Annotated in this window: 19 protein-coding genes; 8 read left to right on the forward strand and 11 right to left on the reverse strand. The window is 51.0% G+C overall.

From position 1 onward, the window contains the following. Positions 1-47: 47 nt before the first annotated feature. Genes F1E05_RS10125 through F1E05_RS10140 form a run of 4 tightly spaced genes read left to right on the forward strand, consistent with a single transcriptional unit; the run spans position 48 to position 4,566 of the window. Positions 48-2,147: a flagellar hook-length control protein FliK gene (locus F1E05_RS10125; protein WP_150048177.1), complete on the forward strand. Its 2,100-nt coding sequence runs from the start codon at positions 48-50 to the stop codon at positions 2,145-2,147. Positions 2,148-2,193: 46 nt separating this feature from the next. Continuing rightward, positions 2,194-2,799: a nitroreductase family protein gene (locus F1E05_RS10130; RefSeq protein ID WP_150048178.1), complete on the forward strand. Its 606-nt coding sequence runs from the start codon at positions 2,194-2,196 to the stop codon at positions 2,797-2,799. Between the two features lie 21 nt (positions 2,800-2,820). Beyond that, the gene (locus F1E05_RS10135) at positions 2,821-3,855 is read left to right on the forward strand and encodes a class 1 fructose-bisphosphatase (protein WP_150048179.1); all 1,035 of its coding nucleotides are present in this window, start codon (positions 2,821-2,823) and stop codon (positions 3,853-3,855) included. A 6-nt stretch (positions 3,856-3,861) separates the two neighbouring features. Then, positions 3,862-4,566: a helix-turn-helix domain-containing protein gene (locus F1E05_RS10140; protein WP_150048180.1), complete on the forward strand. Its 705-nt coding sequence runs from the start codon at positions 3,862-3,864 to the stop codon at positions 4,564-4,566. Between the two features lie 79 nt (positions 4,567-4,645). Here the strand turns inward: F1E05_RS10140 and F1E05_RS10145 are convergent, their stop codons facing one another. The 7 genes from F1E05_RS10145 to amrB form a co-directional block, all read right to left on the reverse strand. Then, complete coding sequence (locus F1E05_RS10145; protein WP_150048181.1) at positions 4,646-5,278, reverse strand: bifunctional 4-hydroxy-2-oxoglutarate aldolase/2-dehydro-3-deoxy-phosphogluconate aldolase; 633 nt, start codon at positions 5,276-5,278, stop codon at positions 4,646-4,648. A 209-nt stretch (positions 5,279-5,487) separates the two neighbouring features. Further along, positions 5,488-7,308: a phosphogluconate dehydratase gene (gene edd, locus F1E05_RS10150; protein ID WP_150048182.1), complete on the reverse strand. Its 1,821-nt coding sequence runs from the start codon at positions 7,306-7,308 to the stop codon at positions 5,488-5,490. Between the two features lie 47 nt (positions 7,309-7,355). Next, positions 7,356-8,720, reverse strand: coding sequence for an OpgC family protein (locus F1E05_RS10155; RefSeq protein ID WP_150048183.1), 1,365 nt, complete (start codon positions 8,718-8,720; stop codon positions 7,356-7,358). A gap of 116 nt (positions 8,721-8,836) precedes the next feature. Continuing rightward, a complete protein-coding gene (gene pgl, locus F1E05_RS10160; protein ID WP_232056842.1) occupies positions 8,837-9,553 on the reverse strand; it encodes a 6-phosphogluconolactonase in 717 nt (238 codons plus the stop codon). A gap of 26 nt (positions 9,554-9,579) precedes the next feature. Then, positions 9,580-11,049: a glucose-6-phosphate dehydrogenase gene (gene zwf, locus F1E05_RS10165; RefSeq protein ID WP_150048184.1), complete on the reverse strand. Its 1,470-nt coding sequence runs from the start codon at positions 11,047-11,049 to the stop codon at positions 9,580-9,582. Positions 11,050-11,295: 246 nt separating this feature from the next. Beyond that, on the reverse strand, positions 11,296-11,859 hold the full coding sequence (amrA, locus tag F1E05_RS10170; RefSeq protein WP_332095593.1) for an AmmeMemoRadiSam system protein A: 564 nt from the start codon (positions 11,857-11,859) through the stop codon (positions 11,296-11,298). Then, positions 11,837-12,613 carry an AmmeMemoRadiSam system protein B gene (amrB, locus tag F1E05_RS10175; RefSeq protein ID WP_150048185.1) on the reverse strand — a complete coding sequence of 259 codons (777 nt, stop codon included), beginning with the start codon at positions 12,611-12,613 and terminating at the stop codon, positions 11,837-11,839. The genes amrA and amrB overlap by 23 nt, the downstream gene beginning before the upstream one ends. A 151-nt stretch (positions 12,614-12,764) precedes the next feature. Here amrB and amrS point away from each other — a divergent pair, with 151 nt between their 5' ends. Beyond that, entirely contained in the window at positions 12,765-13,850 is a 1,086-nt protein-coding gene (amrS, locus tag F1E05_RS10180) for an AmmeMemoRadiSam system radical SAM enzyme (protein ID WP_150048186.1), read from the forward strand. Between the two features lie 346 nt (positions 13,851-14,196). Here the strand turns inward: amrS and F1E05_RS20250 are convergent, their stop codons facing one another. Beyond that, complete coding sequence (locus F1E05_RS20250) at positions 14,197-14,361, reverse strand: hypothetical protein (RefSeq protein WP_190303305.1); 165 nt, start codon at positions 14,359-14,361, stop codon at positions 14,197-14,199. Positions 14,362-14,539: 178 nt separating this feature from the next. Here F1E05_RS20250 and yfbR point away from each other — a divergent pair, with 178 nt between their 5' ends. Continuing rightward, a complete protein-coding gene (yfbR, locus tag F1E05_RS10185; RefSeq protein ID WP_150048187.1) occupies positions 14,540-15,145 on the forward strand; it encodes a 5'-deoxynucleotidase in 606 nt (201 codons plus the stop codon). Here yfbR and F1E05_RS10190 read toward each other — a convergent pair whose 3' ends face one another. The 3 genes from F1E05_RS10190 to F1E05_RS10200 form a co-directional block, all read right to left on the reverse strand. After that, complete coding sequence (locus tag F1E05_RS10190; protein ID WP_232056843.1) at positions 15,146-19,471, reverse strand: ABC transporter substrate-binding protein; 4,326 nt, start codon at positions 19,469-19,471, stop codon at positions 15,146-15,148. A gap of 128 nt (positions 19,472-19,599) precedes the next feature. Further along, entirely contained in the window at positions 19,600-20,655 is a 1,056-nt protein-coding gene (locus F1E05_RS10195) for an HD domain-containing phosphohydrolase (RefSeq protein WP_150048189.1), read from the reverse strand. Between the two features lie 187 nt (positions 20,656-20,842). Then, positions 20,843-21,406, reverse strand: coding sequence for a c-type cytochrome (locus tag F1E05_RS10200; protein ID WP_150048190.1), 564 nt, complete (start codon positions 21,404-21,406; stop codon positions 20,843-20,845). Positions 21,407-21,531: 125 nt separating this feature from the next. Here F1E05_RS10200 and F1E05_RS10205 point away from each other — a divergent pair, with 125 nt between their 5' ends. Beyond that, positions 21,532-23,196, forward strand: coding sequence for a putative transporter (locus F1E05_RS10205; protein ID WP_150048191.1), 1,665 nt, complete (start codon positions 21,532-21,534; stop codon positions 23,194-23,196). Then, entirely contained in the window at positions 23,196-23,792 is a 597-nt protein-coding gene (locus tag F1E05_RS10210) for an alpha-ketoglutarate-dependent dioxygenase AlkB family protein (RefSeq protein WP_150051922.1), read from the forward strand. Before F1E05_RS10205 ends, F1E05_RS10210 begins: the two co-directional genes overlap by 1 nt. Positions 23,793-23,822 lie beyond the last annotated feature (30 nt).

Below are 23,822 nucleotides of genomic sequence, written 5' to 3' on the forward strand. Positions count from 1 at the left end.
GATTTTGGCCGAATGAACGCGATCTTGGCAGGCTTAAGGCGGTGGGTATGGATCTAATATCGTTATCGGATACGGCTTTGCCGTCAACCCCAGCCAAAATTGATCCGCTCTTGGGCATGCCGCTAAAGTTGAATCAAATTATCGAGGCTAAATTGCTGGAAAGGCAAATAGCGCTGGACAACTTCACGTTACAAATCGACGGAAAAATCCTGCAGGTCAAAGCCGATAGGCCTAACGAGCTGCAATCCGGACAGACGTTACGGCTACAGGTGGTAAAGCTAGGCGCGAATCCGGAATTTAAAATTCTCCCGGAACCGGTCAAGAACAACACGCAACCGCCTGCGGCGCTTATTTTACGGACGATTGCCGTGGCACCCGAGGCCGGACAAGTTAGCCCTGCGCCGGCGGCTAATCTAACGGCCGCGCCGCTTACTTCCCAACAAGAGCTGGTCGCTCCGGTTGTGCGGCAAGTCAGCGAAGATAAACTCAGCTTGTCAAGTTTGGCGGATTCGGCTGCGAAACCAACTAAGACGCAGGCCTTCCCGGCAGCCGATACGCAAGCGGCGAAAGGGCCGGCCCTCGGCGAGGCGTCCAGAGTGCTTCCGCAACATTTACTACCACTGGCGAACGGTCAGCCCAGAGTGGCAACCGTTATTCAAGTATTGCCCGGCACGGTTAGCTTCCGAATCGAAGCCGTCGCGGAGTTGAAAACCGATACTGTGACTGTTGGCGCAGCGGAAACGGTTTCCAGGCCGATGGCCGGCCATGTCGCAAACCCCGCCGCTATTATTGTGACCGTAGATAACAAACAGCTGCAATTTGTCAGCGTTAAAGTACAAGAGGCGGCAAATTTTACACTAAAGCAGCCGCTCGATCCGGCTATTGCGCAACCGTTGCAGGTCACCGGTCCGGCAACCAATCGAACCGGTGTATCGCAGCCGGTTCGAATCGACGCTCCGGTCGCGCCGGTTTTCGCGCAGGTTAAACCGGATATGCCGCTGCCGTCGCCGTCGGTAGCGCCGTCATCTTTGCCCGGTTTGTCTTCAGAATCGGTTCAAGGGCAGAAGGCCCCGGAAGTGGGCGTTACCCTTGAACAAGTCAAGCTTGCTCCGCATCGGCAGGAGGTCTCATTCGTTAAAGTCGGCGAACCTTTGGCGGATTCCGACCGGGTTGACGAGCGCGTGCGCGTACCCGAATTAAGCGTCGGCAGTAAAGTTGAAATTCGGTTAAGCGTTACTGACGGCAACCCCGTCATCCAAGTAAGACCGCAGATCGACAAGCCCGAGGTGTTCGACGAACGGCAACTGGCCGCTGCAGTTCGCCGTTTGTTGCCGTTGCAAGATTCGCCGATACCGTTGATGCAGCAATTGCTGAGTCTCGAGCAAAACGCTCGTTTAGAACCGACGGTTGCCGAGACTTTAAAGTATTTGGCCCGTCAGATTCTCGATTCGGTTCCATCGTTACGGCAATTGACCGAGGCTAATGAATTGCGCCGGGTAGTGACTCAGTCGGGTTTGTTCATGGAAAGTAAACTCGCCGAAGCGGCAGCCGATAATGCGCAGGTAAATTTACAGGACGATCTGAAAGTCAAGTTGGGAAAGTTGATGCAATTTATCGAAAAAAGCCCGGCTTTACCCGAACCGGAGAAAACCGGTTTCCAGCGGGAGTCTGCGGAAGTGTTGCAGGAGACTTTGCGTAAAGCCGAAAGTACGCATGCCAGGCTATCGTTAGATCAGCTCAATTCTCTCCCGCGGGAGGATTCCGCAAAACAGAGTTGGATGGTGGAAATTCCTTTTTATAGCGACCAGCAGCCTAGCGCACTTAAACTGGTCATCGAACACGAGCGGCACAGCGGCTTGGACTCGGGAGAAGAGCGTAACAACTGGGCGGTCAGTATTAGCATCACTCCACCCAATCTTGGTACAATACATTGCAGAATTTCCTGTTACGACGGCTCCGTCAATACCCGGTTTTGGAGCGAAGTTTCCGCTACCGTGGATACTATCAACGCTCATTTGGATGAGCTCAAACGCCAACTCGAAGCAAAAGGATTAAAAATGGGATTTATGGAAGCTCATCAAGGACAACCTTTGCCTACCTCCGTCATTCGAACAGCTACGACCGGTTTGATCAGCGAGAAGGTTTGAACGATAGCCTTACTCTCGGACTCCAACACCCTACTGAAACTCAACTATGGATACCCGTCTTGCCATTGAATCGCGCCGCGCGGTAAAGCGATTCGATCCCGAATTCGAAATTAGCCGTGAAGAAGTCGACTCGCTATTAAGGTTAGCCCTGTTATCGCCGACGGCCTTCAATATCCAGCATTGGCGCTTTTTGATGGTGCGGGACAGCAATTTGCGCCGGCAAATCCGCAGCGCGGCTTGGGATCAAGCGCAAGTTACCGACGCGTCGTTATTGATCGTGTTATGCGCCGATCTAAAAGCCTGGGAAAAACAACCGGAACGCTATTGGCGTAACGCGCCTGCCGATGCGAGGGCTTTCCTTTTGCAAGCGATGCATAATTATTATTCAGACAAACCGCAGGTGCAGCGCGACGAGGCCATGCGTTCCTGTGGCATCGCGGCGCAAACCTTGATGCTGGCAGCCAAGGCAATGGGCTACGATTCTTGCCCGATGGATGGTTTCGACTTTGAACAAGTCGGACATTTGATTGCTTTACCGGAAGATTATGCGATCAGCATGTTTGTCGCCATCGGTAAAGCCCTGGAACCCGCGCAAGCCCGCGGCGGCCAACTTAGCTTAGATGAAGTTGTCGCAATCGATCGTTTCGCTTAATTCTCGGCATTTCCACCCACTATGAACCAGACGACTCAAAATACCGACCCGGTAACACTAACTCAATTCATTATCGAGCAACAACGCGGCTTGCCTGACGCCTCCGGTACCTTTACCTTGTTGTTGAACAATATCGGTACAGCCTGCAAACAAATTTCCCATCGCGTCAATCGCGGTGCGTTAATCGGCGTATTGGGTAGTGCCGGCTCGGAAAACGTACAAGGAGAAGTTCAGAAAAAACTGGACATCATCACCCACGACATCATGGTCAAGGCTTTGGATTGGGGTGGCCATTTGGGCGGCATGGCATCCGAGGAAATAGACGACCCGATTAAAATCCCTAAGCAATACCCGAAAGGTAAGTATTTGGTGCTGTTCGATCCCTTGGACGGCTCTTCCAATATCGATATCAATTTGACGGTAGGCACCATTTTCTCGGTATTGCGTTGCCGGGAAGGGATAGATCCCGAACCGGAAGATTTTTTGCGCAAAGGTACCGAGCAAGTCTGCGCGGGTTTTGTTTTGTACGGGCCGTCGACGATGTTAGTGCTAACTACCGGCAACGGTGTCAACGGCTTTACCTTGGATCAGGATATCGGCGAATTCATGCTGACTCACCGCAATATGCGCATTCCGGAAGAAACCAGCGAATTTGCGATCAACATGTCCAACCATCGCTTTTGGGAGCCGCCGGTACGGCGTTACATCGACGAATGTTTAGCCGGCGAGCAAGGCGTACGCGGCAAAAATTTCAATATGCGTTGGGTAGCGTCCTTGGTGGCCGACGTGTACCGGATTTTGAATCGCGGCGGCGTGTTTTTATATCCCTACGATTTGCGCGACCCTAACCGGCCGGGCAAATTGCGCTTGATGTATGAGGCTAATCCGGTTGCATTTATTATCGAGCAAGCGGGTGGTGTGTGCAGTACCGGAAAAGACCGGGTGTTGGATGTCAAACCTCACGACATACACCAGCGGGTTCCGCTGATTTTCGGCTCCAAAACCGAAGTGGAGCGCATCGTCGATTATTATCAACAAGCATCAGAAACGAATTAACCTCACGTGAGCACAAATCAAGTTATTTGCGGTAATTGCAGCCTGGACAATATCTGCCTTCCCAGAGGATTAACCCAAGCTGAAATCGATAACATCAGCAAGGTAGTAAAAGCTAAAAAAACCTTGCAACGCGGCGATTTTATTTATCGCGAGGGCGATAGTTTCAAAGGGATTTTGGCGGTGAAATCCGGTAGCGCAAAATTAATCGCCAACGATAGTCACGGTAACGAACACATCTTGAATATTTTGTTGCCGGGCGAATTATTAGGGTTCGACGGTTTATCCACGCAGCGGCACGGCTGCGCGGCAGTAGCGTTGGAAACCATGACGTTTTGCGTGTTGCCGGCCGATAGTCTGGACCAGTTGTTTCAAAAATTGCCCGGTCTGACCCGCGAATTGTTTCGTCATTCCGGGGAAAAGATGGAAGAAGATAAAAACTTGTTGGTTTTAAGCAAACGGCCGGCCGAGGAGCGTTTAGCCTATTTCTTGCTGAGTTTATCCGAGCGCTTGAAACGGCGCGGATTTTCGTCGTCGGAATTCAAACTGTCGCTAACCCGGCAAGAAATCGGCAACCATTTGGGGTTGGCGCTGGAGACTGTCAGCCGCTTATTGAAAAAATTTCAAGACGAGGGACTGATTGTGGTGCAAAACCGTTTTATTCAAATTACCGATCAAGCCTTGTTGAAAAACTTGCTACAACCTTTCGATTAGCCGCAAACGGTATTGCGAGGGCAAAGCGGTATAAACAAAGCAGCCTGGCCGAAACGGCGATTTTCGGCCAGGCTTGTTTTTAGGAGACTTTAAGTGCCGCGGCTTCGGCGGCGCGGCGGCTGATTTCCGCCCAGTTTGCGGTATCGACTAACTCCGCCGGCGCCATCCAAGAGCCGCCGACGCAAGCGACGTTGTCCAGCGCCAGATACTGCGGCGCATTCTTTGGATTCACCCCGCCGGTAGGGCAGAAGGTGACTTGCGGTAACGGGCCGCCGATGGATTTCAGCATAGGAATGCCGCCGGCGGCTTCGGCCGGGAAAAACTTCATCGCGGTGATGCCTTTTTCCAATAAACACATGACTTCGCTGGCAGTGTTGACGCCGGGTAAAACCGGTACGCCGCAGTTCAACGCGGCATCCAGCAGGCTAGGCGTAATACCCGGACTGACGATAAATTGCGATCCGGCCGCTATAGCTTGTTCCAAGGTCTGGGTGTTGATGATGGTGCCGGCACCGACTATAGCGCCAGGCACTTCCGCTTTAATGCGGCGGATACATTCCAGCGCAATGGGGGTGCGCAAGGTAATTTCCAAGACTTTTAGGCCTCCGGCTACCAGTGCTTGCGCCAAAGGTACCGCGTGTTCTATGTGATTAATGACCATGACCGGCATCACCGGCGATGTATTCATGACTTCGCTTATCGTGACTGACATCTTCTCGTTTCCAGTATTGAGTGATTTTCTTGTTATTGTAAGTCGGCTCGGGGTAGATCGGACGCATTTTAGGGACTAGCGCGTCGAGGTTGCGGCAAATTGATCGGTTTAACCGGTTTTGGCGCAAGGCCGCCGAGCTTAAAATTCGGCACGCGACCTAGCAACTTGGTGTGTTTCGGAGATCCGCGCCGTTAAGTGCATTAATTCCTTTAATCTACGAAGAACAAATTGGTTGCGCCCGTTTCCGCTGTCGAAGCATGGGCGCGCATTGCGCCGAATAATTCTCTGCCCATTCCAAAATGATGGCCGGTCGCGCTATTGGCTGCCGGTACCCGCGCCGCGAATTCTTGCGGGTCCACTTGAACGTTGACTTCCCCGGTTTGAGTGTTTAATACGATGAGATCCCCGTTGCGTACTTTAGCCAGCGGGCCGCCGTCGATACATTCCGGCCACATATGAATCGCAGACGGTACTTTACCGGATGCACCGGACATTCGTCCATCCGTTAATAAGGCGACGTGAAAACCGCGGTCTTGCAGCACGCCCAGCACCGGGGTGAGTTTGTGCAGTTCCGGCATGCCGTTGGCGCGCGGACCTTGAAAACGCAATACGACGATGACGTCTTTTTCCAACTCGCCGCGTTTAAACGCCGCTACTACATCCAATTGGTCGTCGAATACCATTGCCGGTGCGGTTACGACTTGATGTTTCTCGGCAACCGCAGAGATTTTGGAGACGCCGCGGCCTAAATTGCCGTGCATCACGTGTAAACCGCCGCTATTGGCGAAGGGTTTGGCTACGCTGGCGATGATTTCCGCATCTAAGGTTTGCGCAGGTCCTTCCTGCCAGGCTAGTCGACCGTTGTCCAGTGTCGGTACTTGGCTATATTGGGCCAAGCCTTTTTGGTCGCCTATCGTCAAGATGTCGCCGTGTAACAGCTCGTGTGCCAACAATTCGCGGATCAACAGACTCATGCCGCCCGCCGTTTGAAACTGGTTCACGTCGGCAGGACCGTTGGGATAAATTTTGGTTAACAACGGAATGATCTTAGACAAGGCGTCGAAATCGTCCCAATTGATGATGATACCGGCCGCTCTGGCGATGGCGATCAAATGGATAGTGTGATTGGTGGAACCGCCGGTTGCCAGTAGTCCGACAATCGCGTTGACGATGGCTTTTTCATCGATCACGTGAGCGATAGGCCGGAAATCTGCGCTGGCGGCGGTGAATTTCAATACTTGTTTGGCGGCGGCTTTGGTCAGTTCGTCTCGTAAAGCAGTGTTGGGATTGACGAACGAGCTTCCGGGCAGGTGTAAGCCCATGATCTCGACCATCATTTGGTTACTGTTGGCCGTGCCGTAAAAGGTGCAAGTACCGGGACTGTGGTAAGACTGAGCCTCCGATTCCAGTAATTCTTTTTCGCCGATTTTACCTTCGGCATATTTTTGCCGGGCACGCGATTTTTCTTTGTTGGACAAGCCGCTAGGCATAGGACCGGCGGGTACGAAAACCGCGGGTAAATGCCCGAAGCTCAATGCACCGATCAATAGTCCGGGTACGATTTTGTCGCACACCCCCAGATACAACGCGGCGTCGAACATGTTGTGGCTAAGGCCTATAGCGGTAGCTAACGCAATGACATCCCGGCTGAACAGCGACAGCTCCATGCCGGGCATCCCTTGAGTAACCCCGTCGCACATTGCCGGAACTCCGCCGGCGAATTGCGCTACCCCGCCAGCCTCGCGCACAGCCGCTTTGATGAGTGCCGGATAATCTTTATAAGGTTCATGAGCGGACAGCATGTCGTTGTAAGCGGATATGATGCCAACGTTAGCCTTGGGGCTATGCGACAGTTCGTCTTTTTCAGCCGCCGAACACACCGCAAAGGCATGAGCTAGGTTGGCGCACGGCAATTGGTTGCGTTGCGGCCCGGCCGATATCGCCGAATCCACGCGAGCCAAATAGGCTTGTCTGCCATCTCGGCTGCGGTTAACGATTTCTTGAGTGACTTGTTCTAGTATCGGGTGCATTGAGGATGATTCCGGTTATCGAAGCTGGCATTACGGCCTGCAAGAGGCTATAGACTGTCCGGCAGGGCGATGGGTTGTTCTGGGGGTTGATAGGCTACCTCTTCGGTATCCAAGGCTTGCTCGTCGGGAGGCACAATGACTTTATCCTCCAAAGGAAGCTCGGCCATGGTTAAATCAGGCTCTGAAGACTGTTGTATGACCATCAAAGGACTGAGCGTAAGTAACAATAACGCGCCGGCCAGTAGTGCTTGCGAAGGCCAATAATGAATCGGCCGGATAGGGGCGGCGGATTGCTCGGGTAGCTTTTTCCAGGGTTTTTGATCCAGCCAATGCAGCGCCTGAGCGAACAATAACATGATGCCAAGGCCGGCGACATTGATCCATGCGCTATTTAATAAGTTAACTTCGATGTTATCCAACAGCATGCCGCCGACAAAGGCCAAGCAGGTTCCGAACATAAACATCGGTAGGGACTGTTGGCCGAGTATTACGATTTTATCGGCTATCCTGCTGTGTAGCCAATGTTGATGACGCTGCATAAAACTGTTAACCAAATAAGTCATGGCTAAAAAGTGCAAGTAACGTAAAAAACCGAGCTGGCTTTTACTCAACAAAGCGGCCCAATTTTCGCGTAATTGTGCGAACCAGGGTAAGTTGTCGTAGCCTAACGGATTTTCCAGTGGAAAACAAAAGACAACGTAGATGAGGCACAGGCTTATCAAGCGGCGATTAGCGCTTGGAACCGGCAGCCAACCGCTGCTAAGCGCAAAACCGGTAAAAAAAACCAGTTGCCAGCAAAATGGATTGAAGTACCAAGCACGATGAGACACGGGGTCGGCAATCAACTCCCAGCCATGATAGCCGGCGCTTAGGTATAAAGCCAGGGAAAACGCAAGCGGTAGCGCGGTATGAAACGTGGATAAGCACCAGACAACCGGCAACCAAAGCAATATGACGAAATACATCGGAAGAATGTCGATGAAATTTGGTACATAGCGCAGGCTGGTTAAGGCTAGTACGGCGTTTGCGGTATCATCGAAAAAATATTGCAAATTATCCAGTTGCCAGTTTTCGCCGATCAGGTTGAGATGGCGCATGCTCAGTAATAAGGTGACCATCAGTATGAACAAAGCGATATGCGCGGCATAAATTTGTGCACAACGAAACAATACGCGCACCGAGCCTATCGCCAGGCCGGCATTACGGAAAGAACGGCCGTAAGCGATTGCGGCGGCAAATCCCGATAAAAATACAAAGGTCTCCGCCGCATCGCTTGGCCCCAAGCGAGACGGGGTAAAATCAAACCAGGGGTTGCCGGGCATATGGTTGATGAAGATTACCAGCAAGGCCAGACCGCGAAAGAAATCCAACTGTAAGTTGCGCGGCGATACGGGGCGTTCGTCAGATTTCATAGGATTATCCTGTAGTGGATGCGTGCATAGACTAATGCGATAGACTTAAACAGCCCTGAATACAGCCGGGCCGACTGCTTGTTACCCCGCAATAAAACAGTCGGCAAAGCTGGAGGTTATGGCGCCCAATAAAGTTCTACCGGCACTTGTTCTTGGTGCAAAATGGCGCGTATGGGCATGTCCGCTATCGGTCCCGGTTTTTGCGCCATGTTGAAGACCGCCAATTTGTCTTCGCCGGTGAATAACACGACGATGCGTTCGGTTTTCATCAAGGCAGTTAACGTCAATGAAATGCGTTCGGTATTAGGCCCTGTTACGTCGCTTTGCATGGCGTTGATAGCGGCAGTCAATTGCTCGCCATCCGCTTTCAATGCGCCTTCCAAGCCTTTGGCAGCGGGAAATAGCGAAGCTGTATGACCATCGATCCCCATGCCTACGATGGCCAGGCTAAACGGTTGCGGCAGTTTTTGGTAATTCGCTTCCGTTTCCGCTTGGCCTTTGACCGCAGTGGGCGCCGAATTTTTCATGCCTGTGAAGGTGGCCGATTTGGCGTTGTTTATTAATAAATTGCGCTTGATCAGCGCTTCGTTACTGGCGCTATGATCGCTATCGACCCAACGTTCGTCGACTAGGGCAATCTTAATTTTTTTCCAATTCAAATCGGTTTTGGATAAAGCCTCATACAAAGGTGCCGGAGTGGTCCCGCCGGATACTAACAAGGTTGCCGCACCGTGTTTGCTTAACGCTTCGTGCAAAACGTCCTGACATTCCGCAGCCAGCGCCGTGATTAAGTGTTGTTTTTGTTCGAAAAAGAATTCTTTGACCATGATCATTAAATCTCTCAATAAGGATGGCGTGTTTATTCTTCCCAGGCGCGTCCGTCTCGCGCCAGTAATGCAACCGATGCCAACGGCCCCCAACTTCCGGCCGGATAGGGCTTGGGCGAGGCATGCGTGTTTTCCCAGGCGTCTTGAATAGAATCCACCCAGGTCCAAGCCTGTTCTATTTCCTCGCGACTCAAAAACAAGGTGGGATTGCCGCGCAGGGCCTCCAGAATTAATTTTTCGTAACCTCCGAAAATTCGATTCTTTTTGAACGTTTCCGAGAAGCTCAAATCCAGTTTGGTTTGTTGTAATTTGATGTTGCCATCGATTCCCGGGACTTTGTTCAACATCGTTACATCGACGCCTTCATTCGGCTGTAAATGAATGACCAATTTGTTAGCCGGCAAACTGCGAAAGCTGTCTCTGAATATGTTGTGCGGTAGGTGTTTAAAATTTACGACGATTTCCGTACGTTTATTGGGCATGCGCTTGCCGGTACGCATGTAAAACGGTACGCCGGCCCAGCGCCAGTTGTCTATATCGACGCGAATTGCCACGAAGCTTTCGGTTACGCTTTGCGTGTTTGCACCTTCTTCTTCCAGATAGCCCGGTACTTGCTTGCCTTGAATAAAGCCCCCGGTGTATTGACCCCGTACCGTTTTTTCTTCGATGTTTCGGGAGGTAATGGGCCGTAACGCTTTTAACACCTTGATTTTTTCCATGTGTATGCTTTCAGCCGAAAGGTCGGCGGGTGGCTCCATTGCAACAAAGGTCAGAATCTGTAACAAATGGTTTTGCAGCATGTCGCGCAATTGTCCGGTTTTATCGAAATAATCCCAGCGGCCCTCAATGCCGATGTCCTCAGCGACGGTAATTTGAATATGGTCTATCGTGTTATGGTTCCAACAGGTGTAGAACAGCGAATTGGCAAAGCGTAAAGCCAGTAAGTTAAGAACCGTTTCTTTCCCCAGATAGTGGTCGATTCGATAGACTTGATCTTCATGGAATACGTCCGCTACCACGTCGTTAATTTCTTGAGACGATTTTAGGTCGTGGCCTATCGGTTTTTCCATGACCATACGCGATTCGCGGGTTAACACCCCGCAATGTTGCAGTCCTTGGCAGATGCTTTTGAACAACAGCGGCGATACGGCAAAGTAGTTGACCATGACGCGCTGGTCCGGGGCGACGACGTCATGCAATTGCCCATATTCGTCGTGTTTAGTTAAATCGATTTTCAGATAGGACAATCGTTTTGAGAATCGCTCCCAGATCGCGTCGTCGATTTCGTTATTCAGGAAAGCTTCCAAGCTGTTGCGCGCGATGACGATAAAACCGGCACTGCACTCTTCCAAACGGTCTACCCCTATGATGCGGGTATCTGCTTCCAGTAGATTGTGTTTTTCGAGGCGATACAGGGAAATGAGAAGTTTACGTTTGGATAAATCGCCTAAAGCACCGTAGATCACCAGATCGCAGGGCTTGAAAGAATCTTTTATCGTCATGTCCTAAATAGTATTGAGCGGAAATGATGTGCTGTGTCGTATCGACACAGAATGCATCCGCAAGCGGAAAATTCCCCTATTATAAGGTTCCATGTCGGATGCAAACAAGGTTATTAACTCAGCTTTAACACTGTCGCGGGGTAGGGGCGGACTTGGACTGGGTGTTGACCGGGGAATAGAAACGGGGAAAAACTAGGGTGTGCCGGTTTATGTCGCTATTTACCGACCTGAAAATTCCAAAGCCGGTTAGAACGTTTGCGTGCTATATCGGAAAAATCGTATTGAATCCGACCAATAGTGTTTGGGTAGTCCCGCTTTGGTTTTGAGCTGCTCTATAAAGTCTTTCGGAGCCGGCAACTGATGCCAGACGACCGGTAAATAAGTTGCGCGGCGGCGACCTTCCGTGAGTATGACGCCGTCTTCGCCGGGACGTAATTGCTGTAGTAAAGCATTTTCCGATTCGGCGGCAATCGGCACGGCTGCGCTTAACACCGATATATGTAAATCCACATTCTGCATTTCCGTCGGCGTAATGGGAGGGAAGCGCGAATCGAGAAATGCGGCCGCGAATGCGTTTTCCGCGACATCGATAGCCAAGGGCCGAACGGCTTCCAACATTCCTATGCAACCGCGCAACTGACCGAGCCGCTCCAGGGTGACGAAACTGGCCATTTTCTCCGATAAGCGAGCGGGAAGGGCGGCCGGGTCAACGCTTAAAGGCCTACCGGTTTCGATGCCGTGTTCAATAGATGCGCGGGCGAGTTTCAACAGGAATTGTTGTTCGTCGTCATTCAACCACATAGGCGCCATAACCTACTACCCGATGTTTGTCTCCGGCGGTATCGCCGGAATTTCTGACGTCTATTGCTTTTATCGACAACGATTTTTGCTCAAGCAGTCTAAGTAAGCCGGATACCGGCACGCAGCCGCAGGCCGCGTCGGGAGTTAACCGGCGATAATTCAAACTTTCTATCAATTGACTGGTCCGGCGGTCTTTGGCTTGCGCGCTGTTGTAATCGAGGTAGTGGCTTAAATCCGAGCTGATCACTATCAAGGTTTCGCTGCCGCCCCATAGCAGAGCCAATGCTTGTGCTACTTGCTCAGGGGTGGCATCGCCGGCAATTAACGGGATCAACGCGAAGTCGCTTAAGCTGGCCTGTAAGAAAGGCAGGTGTACTTCTAAACTGTGTTCCGCGCTATGCGCTTGTTCCAAGTAGCTTACAAACGACAGTTCACTCATTTTTTCGACAGCAACCCTGTCGACCGGAACCGCGCCCAACGGTGTAGCGAAGCTATCGGCATGGCTTAAGGCCAATCCTCCGAATGCTACTCTATGCGACGGTCCCAGTAATACGACCCGCCGAATGCGGTCGCGGGCTTTGCGTAAGCGCACATAAGCACTGGCCGCTATCGGTCCGGAGTAGATATAGCCGGCATGAGGGACGATAATGGCCTTTGGCGGAGCCGGCTCTGCATCGCCGGTTAAGAATTTATTGAGCATATCTTGCAATACGCTGGGATCGGCCGGATAAAAGCTACCGGCTACTGCGGGATTTCTCATCATAGCGGCCTCCGCAGACTCGCGGGATAAGGTGTTTTGAGCGCTCTATGCGCGTATGGATTATGGTATATGCCCATCATTGCGGCAATGGGTTTATGCATGGGGAAGGATTCGGTTCGTTTGTTTTTTAAAATCCGCTCGAGTGGGGGGTAGTATGGCTACATTAATTGATTCCGGAGTGGCGGTTACTCGATATTGGCACAGCTTGGACGACGGCCGGGTGCAATGTGATTTGTGTCCGCGCTATTGCAAGCTACACGATGGACAAAGAGGACTCTGTTTTGTAAGACAAAACCTCGACAAGCAAATCGTGATGACCAGTTACGGCCGCTCCAGCGGTTTTGCGATTGATCCCATAGAAAAAAAGCCGCTCAATCATTTCTTGCCGGGTACGCCGGTTCTATCGTTCGGAACAGCGGGCTGCAATTTGGCTTGTAAATTTTGTCAAAACTGGGACATTTCCAAGTCCAGGGAGATGGATACGCTAACCGGTTCGGCAGCGCCGGAGCGAATCGCTCAAGCCGCTAAAACCCATCATTGCCGTAGCGTGGCTTTTACTTATAATGATCCGGTGGTATTTCACGAGTACGCGATCGATACTGCTCAAGCTTGCCGGGAACTTGGGATAAAGTCGGTCGCGGTCAGCGCGGGTTATGTTTGCAGCGAGCCGCGTATTGAGTTCTATCGGTATATGGATGCGGCCAATATCGATCTGAAAGCGTTTAGCGAGGAGTTTTACCAAAAGGTTACCGGTGGCCATTTGCAGCCTGTGCTGGAAACCTTGCTTTATTTGAAACGGGAAACCCAGGTTTGGTTTGAGTTGACGACGTTGCTGATCCCGGGACTTAACGACTCTGTATCCGAGTTGGAAACGATGTCTCAATGGGTGGTAGAGCAATTAGGGCCGGATGTACCCATGCATTTCACCGCCTTTCATCCGGATTGGAAGATGCTGGATAAACCGGCTACTCCGGCTGCCACGCTATTGATGGCGCGAGACATAGCCATAAAGAACGGGATTCGATACGCCTATGTGGGTAATGTCCATAATAAGGCGGCCGATAGCACGTATTGTGCGCAATGTAAGCGAATGCTGATAGGCAGAAACTGGTATCAGCTGTCGGAATGGAATTTGGACGAGCACGGCGCTTGTCGCTTTTGCGGCAGTATTTGTGCGGGGGTTTTTGAGGCGGCTCCCGGCGCTTGGGGCAGCAAAAGACTGGCTATTCCAATCAATTAATGCTTTTTCGGCCGTAGTTAGCTACCATAATCCACGGTTTTTTGTTGCGACCAAGCTCAAAAACCGTTTTGATGCAAGGTTGCCTGTTGAACAGCCGTTATAGGCACTTTAATCAATCTCAAAAACAATAATTACATCGATAATCACCATATTGGGAGCCTATATGATTTCGGCCGCTATTTACATACTGACAATGTCCTTTGCCGCTTACGTGATATACAGCGTGAGCAATAATAAATAGTATTATTCGCGCACAAAAAAAGCCCTCACCTTGAGCGGAGTGAGGGCTATGGAGTGTGCAGAGCTTTAGGTACTGCGAGGTAAAACTACAGAGGCAGGGAGAAAATCATTTGTCCAACTTGTCTCGCTTTAAACCCAAATTAGTGGAAAGAGAAGCGGCTCCGAACAATAGGGTGGAATAGGCGAATTCGCCGGACATTAAAACGTGTATACCTGCTAACACCGTGATGCCGGTAATAACGTCTTTTAATAAATCGGATTCATTGTTCATAAGTATCTGGGTTTAAATTACTTTTTGTTGGGCACGGCTTAACTATATAACTATGAGAGTTATTTACAATAGGATGGTTGCTTCATGGCTTGTTTCTTATTTAGAAACAAAAGAGCGAAGGCGAGTGGTTGTGCCGATCAAATCGCAGCGGGTCAATTTGTAAATTTCGTTAACAGCGATGAACGTTAGCGAAATCAAAAGTAGTTTTTACGCTTATCTTTCCAGATTACGCTGGATTAAGCGTTGGGGCTTGAAGCGCAATGCGTTGCAAGAAAACGTGATGGAGCACAGTTGGGAAGTCGCGGTAATTGCGCATACCTTGGCGTTGATCAAAAACCGTTATTTCGCCGGCGAGGTGGACGCCAACGCCGTCGCATGCGCCGCTTTGTACCACGATGTTACCGAAGTGATTACCGGCGATTTGCCGACGCCGATTAAATATCATTCCCCGGCGATCCTTAGCGCGTATCGCAATATCGAACAACAAGCCGAAACGGAATTGCTGAATTTGTTACCTGAAAGGCTGCGCGCGGATTTTCGGCCGTTAATTTGTCATCACTATTTATCTGACGACCAACAAGTTTTGGTCAAAGCCGCCGACAAAATCTCGGCTTATTTAAAGTGTCAAGCCGAATTAAAAGCGGGCAATACCGAGTTCGAACTGGCCGCGCAGCAGTTGGCAAAGCATATTCACGAGTTGCAACAGCCGGAAGTCGTGTTTTTTATGCAGGTTTTCGCACCCAGTTGCGGTTTGACATTAGATGGTTTGATGCAGATCGATTGATCATCCGATATTTTTGGCGTTTTCGGCGGATAACTGCTGAATCAAGCTCTGATAATCGTTCAAAGCTTGTTTGATGGCTACAATGTCAAAGCTGTCGATGTAGGTTTGCAGTGTCGACGCATAGTCTTTGATACAGCGTATGTTTTGAGTATTGCCAAGATTAAGTACCGCGTTGGCGAATTTTTCGATTTCCGCCATATTGTTGTTCCGGCTGATCACGCTGCAGTTGGCCGCCAGATTTTCCAAGGCCTCCAGCACGGCGGGTAACGCGTTAAGTTCCGACGAATTGAGGCTCAGGCCTACGGCAGACTCGGTTTGCGCTTCTTGCGACTCGTGCGCTAAAAAGCGTTTGAGTTCGGTAAATAAATCGCTTTTCAATACCGGTTTCCGCAAATAACCGTCGAAATTGGAGTTTTTCGCTCGTTCGTAATCGTCTTGCATCACGGATGCGGTCAACGCAATGATGGGGGCGTCGGAAAAGGCTTTTATCTTTTCGGCCGCCTGATAACCGTCCATGACCGGCATGCGTATGTCCATCAAGATCAGATCGATATCGCCTTGACGCGCCCGCTGTACGGCTTGTAAACCGTTTTCCACTTCGAACACGCGCAGAGGCGTTTCGGAAAAACACTCCCGCAGCAAACTACGGTTATCTTCCACATCGTCCACTACCAAAATGCTTGCCGGCTGAAATTCGACCGGCACGTCTGTTTTAATCCGTTGCGGTTCCGGATTGATGGTGGAAATATCGACGTCCTTGAAATGCAGGGTAAAAGTGGAGCCGGTATTGGGCTCGCTTTTCAAAGAAATCGTGCCGCCCATCATTTCTGTCAAGCGTTTGCTGATGCCCAAGCCCAAGCCGGTACCGCCGTAACGTCTGACGTCTTGGCCTTCCACTTGTTCGAAGTCGTTGAAGATAGCTTCTTGTTTGTCGGTGGAAATGCCGATACCGCTATCTTCCACGTCTATGTATAAATCCACCCTGCTGCGGATACGGTCTTCGTTACCGTAACGCGCGCGCAGACAAACATGGCCTCGTTCGGTGAACTTGACCGCGTTGCCGATCAAATTGAATAAAATTTGCCGTAAACGAGTGGCGTCCAGCAATAAATTCTCCGGAATTTTAGGGTCTATATCCAAAATAAAGTCCAAATCCCGCTCGCGCATTTTCATCATGAAAATTTGTCCCAATTCAGTAAAAAGCTCGTGCGGGTTGCAGACTTTCTTTTCTATGCGCAATTTGCCGGCTTCAATTTTGGATAAATCCAAAATATCGTTGATCAGTGCCAGCAAGGTATGGCCGGCCGATTGTATGGTATTGACGAACGATTTTAATTTGGCGTCTTTAACCTGTTCGCTAAGCAGTTCGGTAAAGCCGATGATGGCATTGAGCGGCGTGCGGATTTCGTGGCTCATGTTGGCGAGAAACTGCGATTTTGCCCGGTTGGCGTTCTCCGCCTGCAATTTGGCGTTTTGCAAAGCCAATTCAATCGATTTCCTAGGGGTAATGTCGAAATTCACGCCGATGATGGTGACGGCTTGTTTTTCCATTTTGGTGCTTCTAGCGCCGCTGTATATGTTGCGAATTTCGCCGTCGGGGCGAACAATCCGGAATTCGATGTGGTCCTCGCCGCGGCGGATGCGTAATTTTTGAATCGACTGCTGCACGGCCGCCCGGTCGTCTTTATGTATGAGTTGTAACCAGTCCTGGAGATTCAACTCGCTGGAAGGTTCGAGTCCGTATATTTCCAGCATCTTGTTGTCGAAAATGACTTTAGGCGGGCTATTGAATACGATTTCCCAAACGCCCAACGACGCCACGCTGGTGGCTAGCCCCAAGCGTTGATTGAGTTGCCGCACTTGCCGCTCGCTTTCCTGCCGCCGTTTGATTTCGCTCAACAATTTGTGGTTGCGAAAAAACACTAGCGCGAGTATCAAAAGAAATGCGCTGACGATTTTGGCTAACAACCAATAATCGGTTTTGGGGGCAAACCGTTCCTTACCCCAAATATTATTGATGCGTTGATGCTCGGTTTGCGAAATGGCATCCAGCGCCCGGTTGAGCAAAGGCACTAAGGGCTCTAACTCCTTCCTGACCCCAAAGCCCATTTCAGTGGCAAATTCGGTTTTACCGACGATTCGGACATTGTTGTAGCCTTGATTGGCGATGTGATAACTGGCTTGTGCCAGGGTACAGAGCAACGCGTCGACTTTGCCGGTAGAAACCGCCGCCAAACCGTGTTGAATAGTTTGCACCTCGCTAAACGCGATGTCGGGATAGGCTGCTTTTAGAGCGGGGTTATAGCCGTAGTTTTCAATCAGCGACAGTTTGCGGTGTTTGATTTGCTCGATATTGTCCACATAGTCTTCGTCATCGCGCATCACGATCACGACCGGACTACTTAAATAAGATCGCGTAAACACCCATTGTTTAGCCAGATTCGAATTGACGGTTTCGGAAATGATGTCTACTTCGCCGGCTTGCGCCTTGGCTAGGGATTGCGCCCAAGTCGCGGTGGGAATCACCTGGAAATCTATGCCTAATATTTGTTCCAACAGGCGCAGATACTCGGAAACGATGCCGATGTATCGGCCTTGGTTGTCGAAGCCTTCGTAAGGCAGCCAATTGGGATCGCCTACGAAGCGCAGGACCGGGTGGGCATTTAGCCAGGCCAGTTCGGCGTCGTTAAGTTGCAGAGTGGGGGAGGAAAACTCCTTAAAGCCGAACCATTGCTCGGCAAGTCGGCGATGTTCGTATTCGGGGACGGCCGCCAGCGCTTTTTGTACGATCGACAATAGTTGCGGCTGGTTTTTGCGCACCGCCATGCGCAACATGCGGATGTCGCTGGTGGCAAAGGGTTTGAACGGCTGAATGCTGCTGATGTTTTGCTGTTGCAATAAGTAATGCATGACAGGATAGGATTCGAGCAACACGTCGGCTTTACGCTCTATGACCGCATGCACGGCGGCCATCAGGCTGTCGGTTTCCAATATCTTCAATCCGGGCATGCGTTGCTTGATTTGCTGAATTTGCGCAAAATCCTTGGGTATCGCGATAGTCTTGCCGTTCAAGTCTTCCAAGTTGTTGGCGGAGATGCTTTCGTGTACGAAAAAATAGCTGAGTATTTGCTGATAAGGCTCGGTAAACGCCAGAAATTCGTTGCGGTCGTCGGTTTGATAAAGAGCCGGCAGCAAATCGATACGGCCTTTGCGCGCTTCTGCGAGTAAATCGCTCCAATCGTTAAATTGCGGGGTGAAGTTCAAACCGGAATATTTGCCGATCAAACGGATCAAATCCGCGCTGTATCCGGCATGTCTGCCTTTCTGGTCCATGAAATCGTAGGGAGCCCAATCGCGCTCCGCACCGTAGATGACTACCGGATGGGCGTTGATCCAGGCTTCTTCCTCGGGCGATAAAGCGATTTTGTTAGCTTGGCCGCTGCGGTTGGTCGAATAAAAAAAACTTTCTTCGACGCTGTCTTTGTCCGCAAAACCCAGCCTACGGTAATCCTCGGCCGCCAGTTGGTATCGGGAAGGATCTATGCTGCCGATAGGAATCAATTCCGGGATGATCATTTGCCGGGTATTGGCCGCCTCGTATTGCAGATAGGCGGTTGAAAGGGCCGGATTATAGCTTCGCCGGATTAAGTCTATGATTTTATCCGGATGTTCCAACGCATATCGCCAACCTTTGCGGGTAGCCCGACTAACGCGAGCGATTCGGCCGGCGTGATCCGTCAACTCTTGCTGTGTGGTAAATAAATTGTCTCCGTAGAAATCGATACCGTAGTTTTGCGGGTTGATGATGTTGATGTCTATATTCCGTTCCTGCATCAAGAAAGGCTGCGAGGTCGAATAAGCCGAAACCACGTCGATTTTTCCGGCGATGAAGTCTTGATAGACGTTGTCGGAAAACGGGACTTCGCGTATTTTGTCCAAACTACCCAGCGTCTTCAGCAGCAAAGCGTTCAAAGACGCGTCCCCTTGGTTCGTCGTATTGAAAGCCAAGGTTTTACCGGCCATTTCGTAGGGACTGACTATGCCCGAATCGCGGCGGGTCAGAAATACCAGCGGCGAATGTTGAAAATACTGGTCGACCAGCAACACCGGACGACCTTTCAAGTGGTATATCAACAAGGTGCTATCGGACACGCCGTATTGGGACTCGCCGCGTAAAACTTGTTCGACGAAATCTTGGCTAAAGTCGATTTCTTTGAGGCTAACCTCCAAGCCTTCCTCTCGGTAATAACCTTGTTGGATCGCGGCGTAATAACCCGCAAATTGGAAGCTGTGCCGCCATTTCAATTGAATGGCGATTTTTTCCAACTCGCCCGCCCACGCGGAGCAGTGGAAAAAGCACGCTAGAAAAAGCAGCAGGACATAAACGAGCGTAAGCAGAGAGGAGCGGGAGTAGTGTCGGCCTGCCATCATGGGATGCGGGCTTGGAAGCGTTGTCACTGCGAAATAGCGATGGTAATAAACTCGTCTAAATGCTCTTGAAAAATATCCACCAATTCGGGGTCGAATTGCGTTTCTCTATGATCGAGCACGTAGGCAACGGCGTCTTCTATTTTCCAGGCTTCTTTGTAATGGCGTTTGTGGGTTAACGCGTCGAATACGTCCGCCAATGCGACGATGCGGCCGTAAATATGGATGTCCGGCCCTTTCAAACCGCGCGGATAGCCTGTACCGTTCCATTTTTCGTGATGTTCGTGGGCGATGATGGCCGCGGCCTTGATGAGCTTGCGGTCCGAATGCGACAACAAGCTGTAAGCGTTGATGGTATGCTTTTTCATCAAGGAAAACTCGTCTTCCGAATAGCGTTCCGGCTTATGCAAAATTTCCAACGGGATGGTCATTTTGCCGATGTCGTGCATGGGCGAAGCATGGTAAAGCAGATCCACATCCTCGTCGTTCAAACAGGGATGGTATTTGGCCAGTAGCGCTGAAGTTTCCGCGACCCGTTTGATATGCTTGCCGGTTTCGTCCGAGGTGGCTTCCATCAATTCCGCCAGGATGAAAATCATCTCTTTTTGACTGTCTTCCAATTCGCTTAATAAGCGGTTTTTTTCATGCTTGGCCTTGGCTTTGAGATTGATGTTGTGTTTGAGCAAGAGCTCGCGAGAATGGTACAGCTCCAAATGCGTGGCGACTCGGGACAATAATTCCGCGGCATGAAAGGGCTTGGTGATATAGTCGACCGCGCCCATCGAAAAACCTTGGGTGATGGAATCAACGTCGACTTTCGCGGTCAGGAAAATAATGGGTATTTCCTGAGTGGTGGGGTTTTCTTTTAATTTTTTACAGACTTCGAAGCCGTTCAAGCCGGGCATCATAATATCCAACAGAATCAGATCGAAGCTTTCGCCGACTTCGAATATGAGCCGCAGGGCCTCGCCGCCGTTCTGTGCGAACGAAAATTCGTAGTTCTCTTCCTTGAGAATATTCATGGCAACTCTGATATTGTCGACTACGTCGTCCACAATCAGGATGCGACTATTTCTAACCATCGTATTCACCTTTACTGTATCGTTCCTGACTTTAGCGATTGAAGATCGGCAAAAGTTCGCGTTGTCGTAGACCTGCGTTCGGGTGACCCGCAAGCCGATTCGCAACTATAGACACTGCCGCTAAAGATTCAAGCAGTCGGGATAGTCGGCAACGCGGCAAGACGGGTTAGAACAGCTCAGCTCTCCTTTAGTTCTGCCCGCTTAGGTATTCGGCAACCGTGCGGATATCTTCGGCGGATAGCGATTTTGCCAAGGCGTTCATAGGGCCTGCTTGTCTGCTGCCGCTTTTAAAATCTTCCAGTTGCTTGATCAGATATTTCGCCTGCTGGCCCGCCAGGCGGGGAATTTGCCCGTTTCCTTGTAGTTGCTGACCGTGGCAGCCCATGCACATCGCGACCTTGTCGGCACCTGCGCTGGCGCCGGATTTGGGTTTGTTAGGCGCTAGTCCGGCGAAATACGCGGCTAAATTTTGTATATCGGCGTCCGACAAGTCGGCGGCTATCGGATTCATGCTGGGGTTGTTTCGTTTGCCGGTCTTGAAGTTTTTTAACTGCGCTTCCAGATAAGCGGCGGTTTGACCGGCCAAATTAGGCCATAACGGGCTATTGCTGACGCCGTTGGCGCCGTGGCAACCCTGGCAGGCGGCCGCTCGGGTCTTGCCGGCCGAGGGGTCGGCAGCCAGGCCGGAGGAGCTTGCGATCAATAATAGACTGAGCGTGATTGCCGATTGTTTGCCGAAATTTACGTTCATTGCTTATACCTCAGTGGCTTGATATACAATTCGGATAGTCGATGAGTCGCTCGGCCGTTAGACATCATAAGCGGGCTCAACATGTCCGACAATCACACTCGTTTAGCCTTCAACACAGGATAGCTATGTCTTGGCTCGCGCAATTACTTCATCAAGATTCAGTCCCGCACGCAATGTTGATCGTCAGTTTGGTCGTTTCGACCGGGCTAGTGTTAGGACGCTTGCAAGCGGCCGGTATTCGCTTGGGAATTTCCGGGGTTTTGTTCTCCGGATTGGCGTTCGGCCACTTCGGCTTGAACATCAATGCAGAGGTTATGCATTTTCTACGCGAATTCGGACTGATTCTTTTTGTTTACGCGATCGGTTTGCAAGTCGGCCCCGGTTTTGTATCGTCCTTTTTTAAGTATGGCATACGTTTGAACGGATTAGCGGCCGGCATCGTGATGTTAGGCGCAGCCGTTACGCTTGCGATTAGCTGGGGCGCCGATATTCCGATTCCGGTGGCCGTGGGGCTGTTTTCCGGCGCCACTACCAACACGCCGTCATTGGCGGCCGCCCAACAAGTTTTGGGTTCAATGTCGGGAGTGACTGCCGAAACGCTGAAAATGCCGGGTCTAGGCTATGCGGTGGCCTATCCTTTCGGTATCGTCGGGATCATCTTATCGATGCTGGTCGTCAAGAAACTCTTCAGCGTCGACGTCAGTGTGGAAGCGGACGAATTCGCCCGGCATCAACAACAGGTTGCCTTGCCTATTTGGCGCGATCTAGCGGTCGAAAACCCTAATTTGAGCGGGCGTAAAATCGCCGAGATTCCGTTTTTCGAAGCCATGGGCGTCGTTATTACCCGCATTTTGCCCAGCGGAGCAGGCGAAGTAGCTATCGCCAATCCGGATACTGTACTGCAGGTCGGGGATGTCGTCAGGCTGGTCGGCGACATCAGCCATCTGGAGCGTATGGAAATGCTGGTAGGCCCCAAAGCCAATGTTGTCTTGCACGAGCTGAATACGACTTTACAGAGTAAGCGCCTGGTGGTTACCAACGAAAGCGCCATTCATCAGACGGTGGGGCACTTGTGTGTTCGCTACGGCGTGACGATTTCGCGGGTGCATAGACCGGACGTGGAATTTTCCCCCAATCCGGCGGTCAGGGTGCGGTTCGGCGACGAATTATTGGTTGTCGGCAGTCCGGACGCCCTGCAAGCGATCGAATTGGCATTGGGAAACTCCTTGGAAGAATTGAGTCATCCGCAAATCATGCCGATTTTCATCGGAATCACTTTAGGAGTCATCCTAGGTAGCTTACCGATTTATTTGCCCGGGGTCCCGTCTGCGTTGAAACTCGGTATGGCCGGCGGGCCGCTGTTGGTAGCGATACTTTTAAGCCGCATCGGTAATTGGGGCACGATGACGTGGCATTTGCCGAAAAGCTCCAACATGATCTTAAAGGACGTCGGCATCGTGTTATTTTTGGCGTGCGTCGGCTTGCATTCCGGTGACCAATTTGTCGAGACTCTGGTACAAGGCGACGGATTTATTTGGATGGGATGGGCGGCCTTGATTACCCTGCTGCCGCTTTTACTTGTCGGCTTGCTGGCCCGGTTTGTGTTTAAGATTAATTTTTTGTCGCTCTGCGGCTTGCTTGCAGGCAGTATGACCGACCCTCCGGCCCTGGCTTTTGCCAACACCTTTCATCCCTGCGCCGCGGTGTCGATTGCCTATGCCACGGTTTATCCGCTAGTGATGATATTGCGTATTTTGGCGGCCCAACTCATGATTTCGTTAACGATTTGATGGTTGGCGACGGCGATAACTTGTTGCCGGTGGACGGCGAGCTCTATTGTCGGCGCCAGTTTATTCAAGCGCGGCGCGCGGACGAACTTTTCGAAAACTTGCTGAACGGCTTGGCTTGGCAGCAGGAACAATTAAAAATCTGCGGCAAATGGATTTTGGTGCCGCGCTTAACGGCTTGGTACGGAGATCAAACCGCGAGTTACCGCTATTCGGGTGTCGAACACAGCCCTATACCCTGGACATCGTTGTTGACCGAGTTGCGCAGCAGCGTTGAGTTGGCTTGCGGTCACCGTTTCAATAGCGTGTTGGCGAATTGGTATAGAAACGAGAGGGACTCGATGGGTTGTCACGCCGACAACGAAAAAGAGTTGGGAATAAACCCGATGATAGCCTCGCTAAGTTTCGGTGAAACGCGTTTATTGCGTTTTAGACACAAAAATAAACGGTTGCGCCTGGACCTGGAATTGGCACACGGCGATTTGTTACTGATGGCAGGTAGCATACAGCATCATTGGCGGCACGAATTGCCCAAGTCGAAAACGGCGAAAAGCGCCAGAATCAATTTGACCTTTAGACATATCGTTAGAGACGAATAAAAGCCGGCGCGCGGTTGCAGGAAGTACGGC

The sequence above is a fragment of the Methylomonas rhizoryzae genome (assembly GCF_008632455.1).
In the GTDB taxonomy this organism is placed as follows: Bacteria; Pseudomonadota; Gammaproteobacteria; order Methylococcales; family Methylomonadaceae; genus Methylomonas; species Methylomonas rhizoryzae.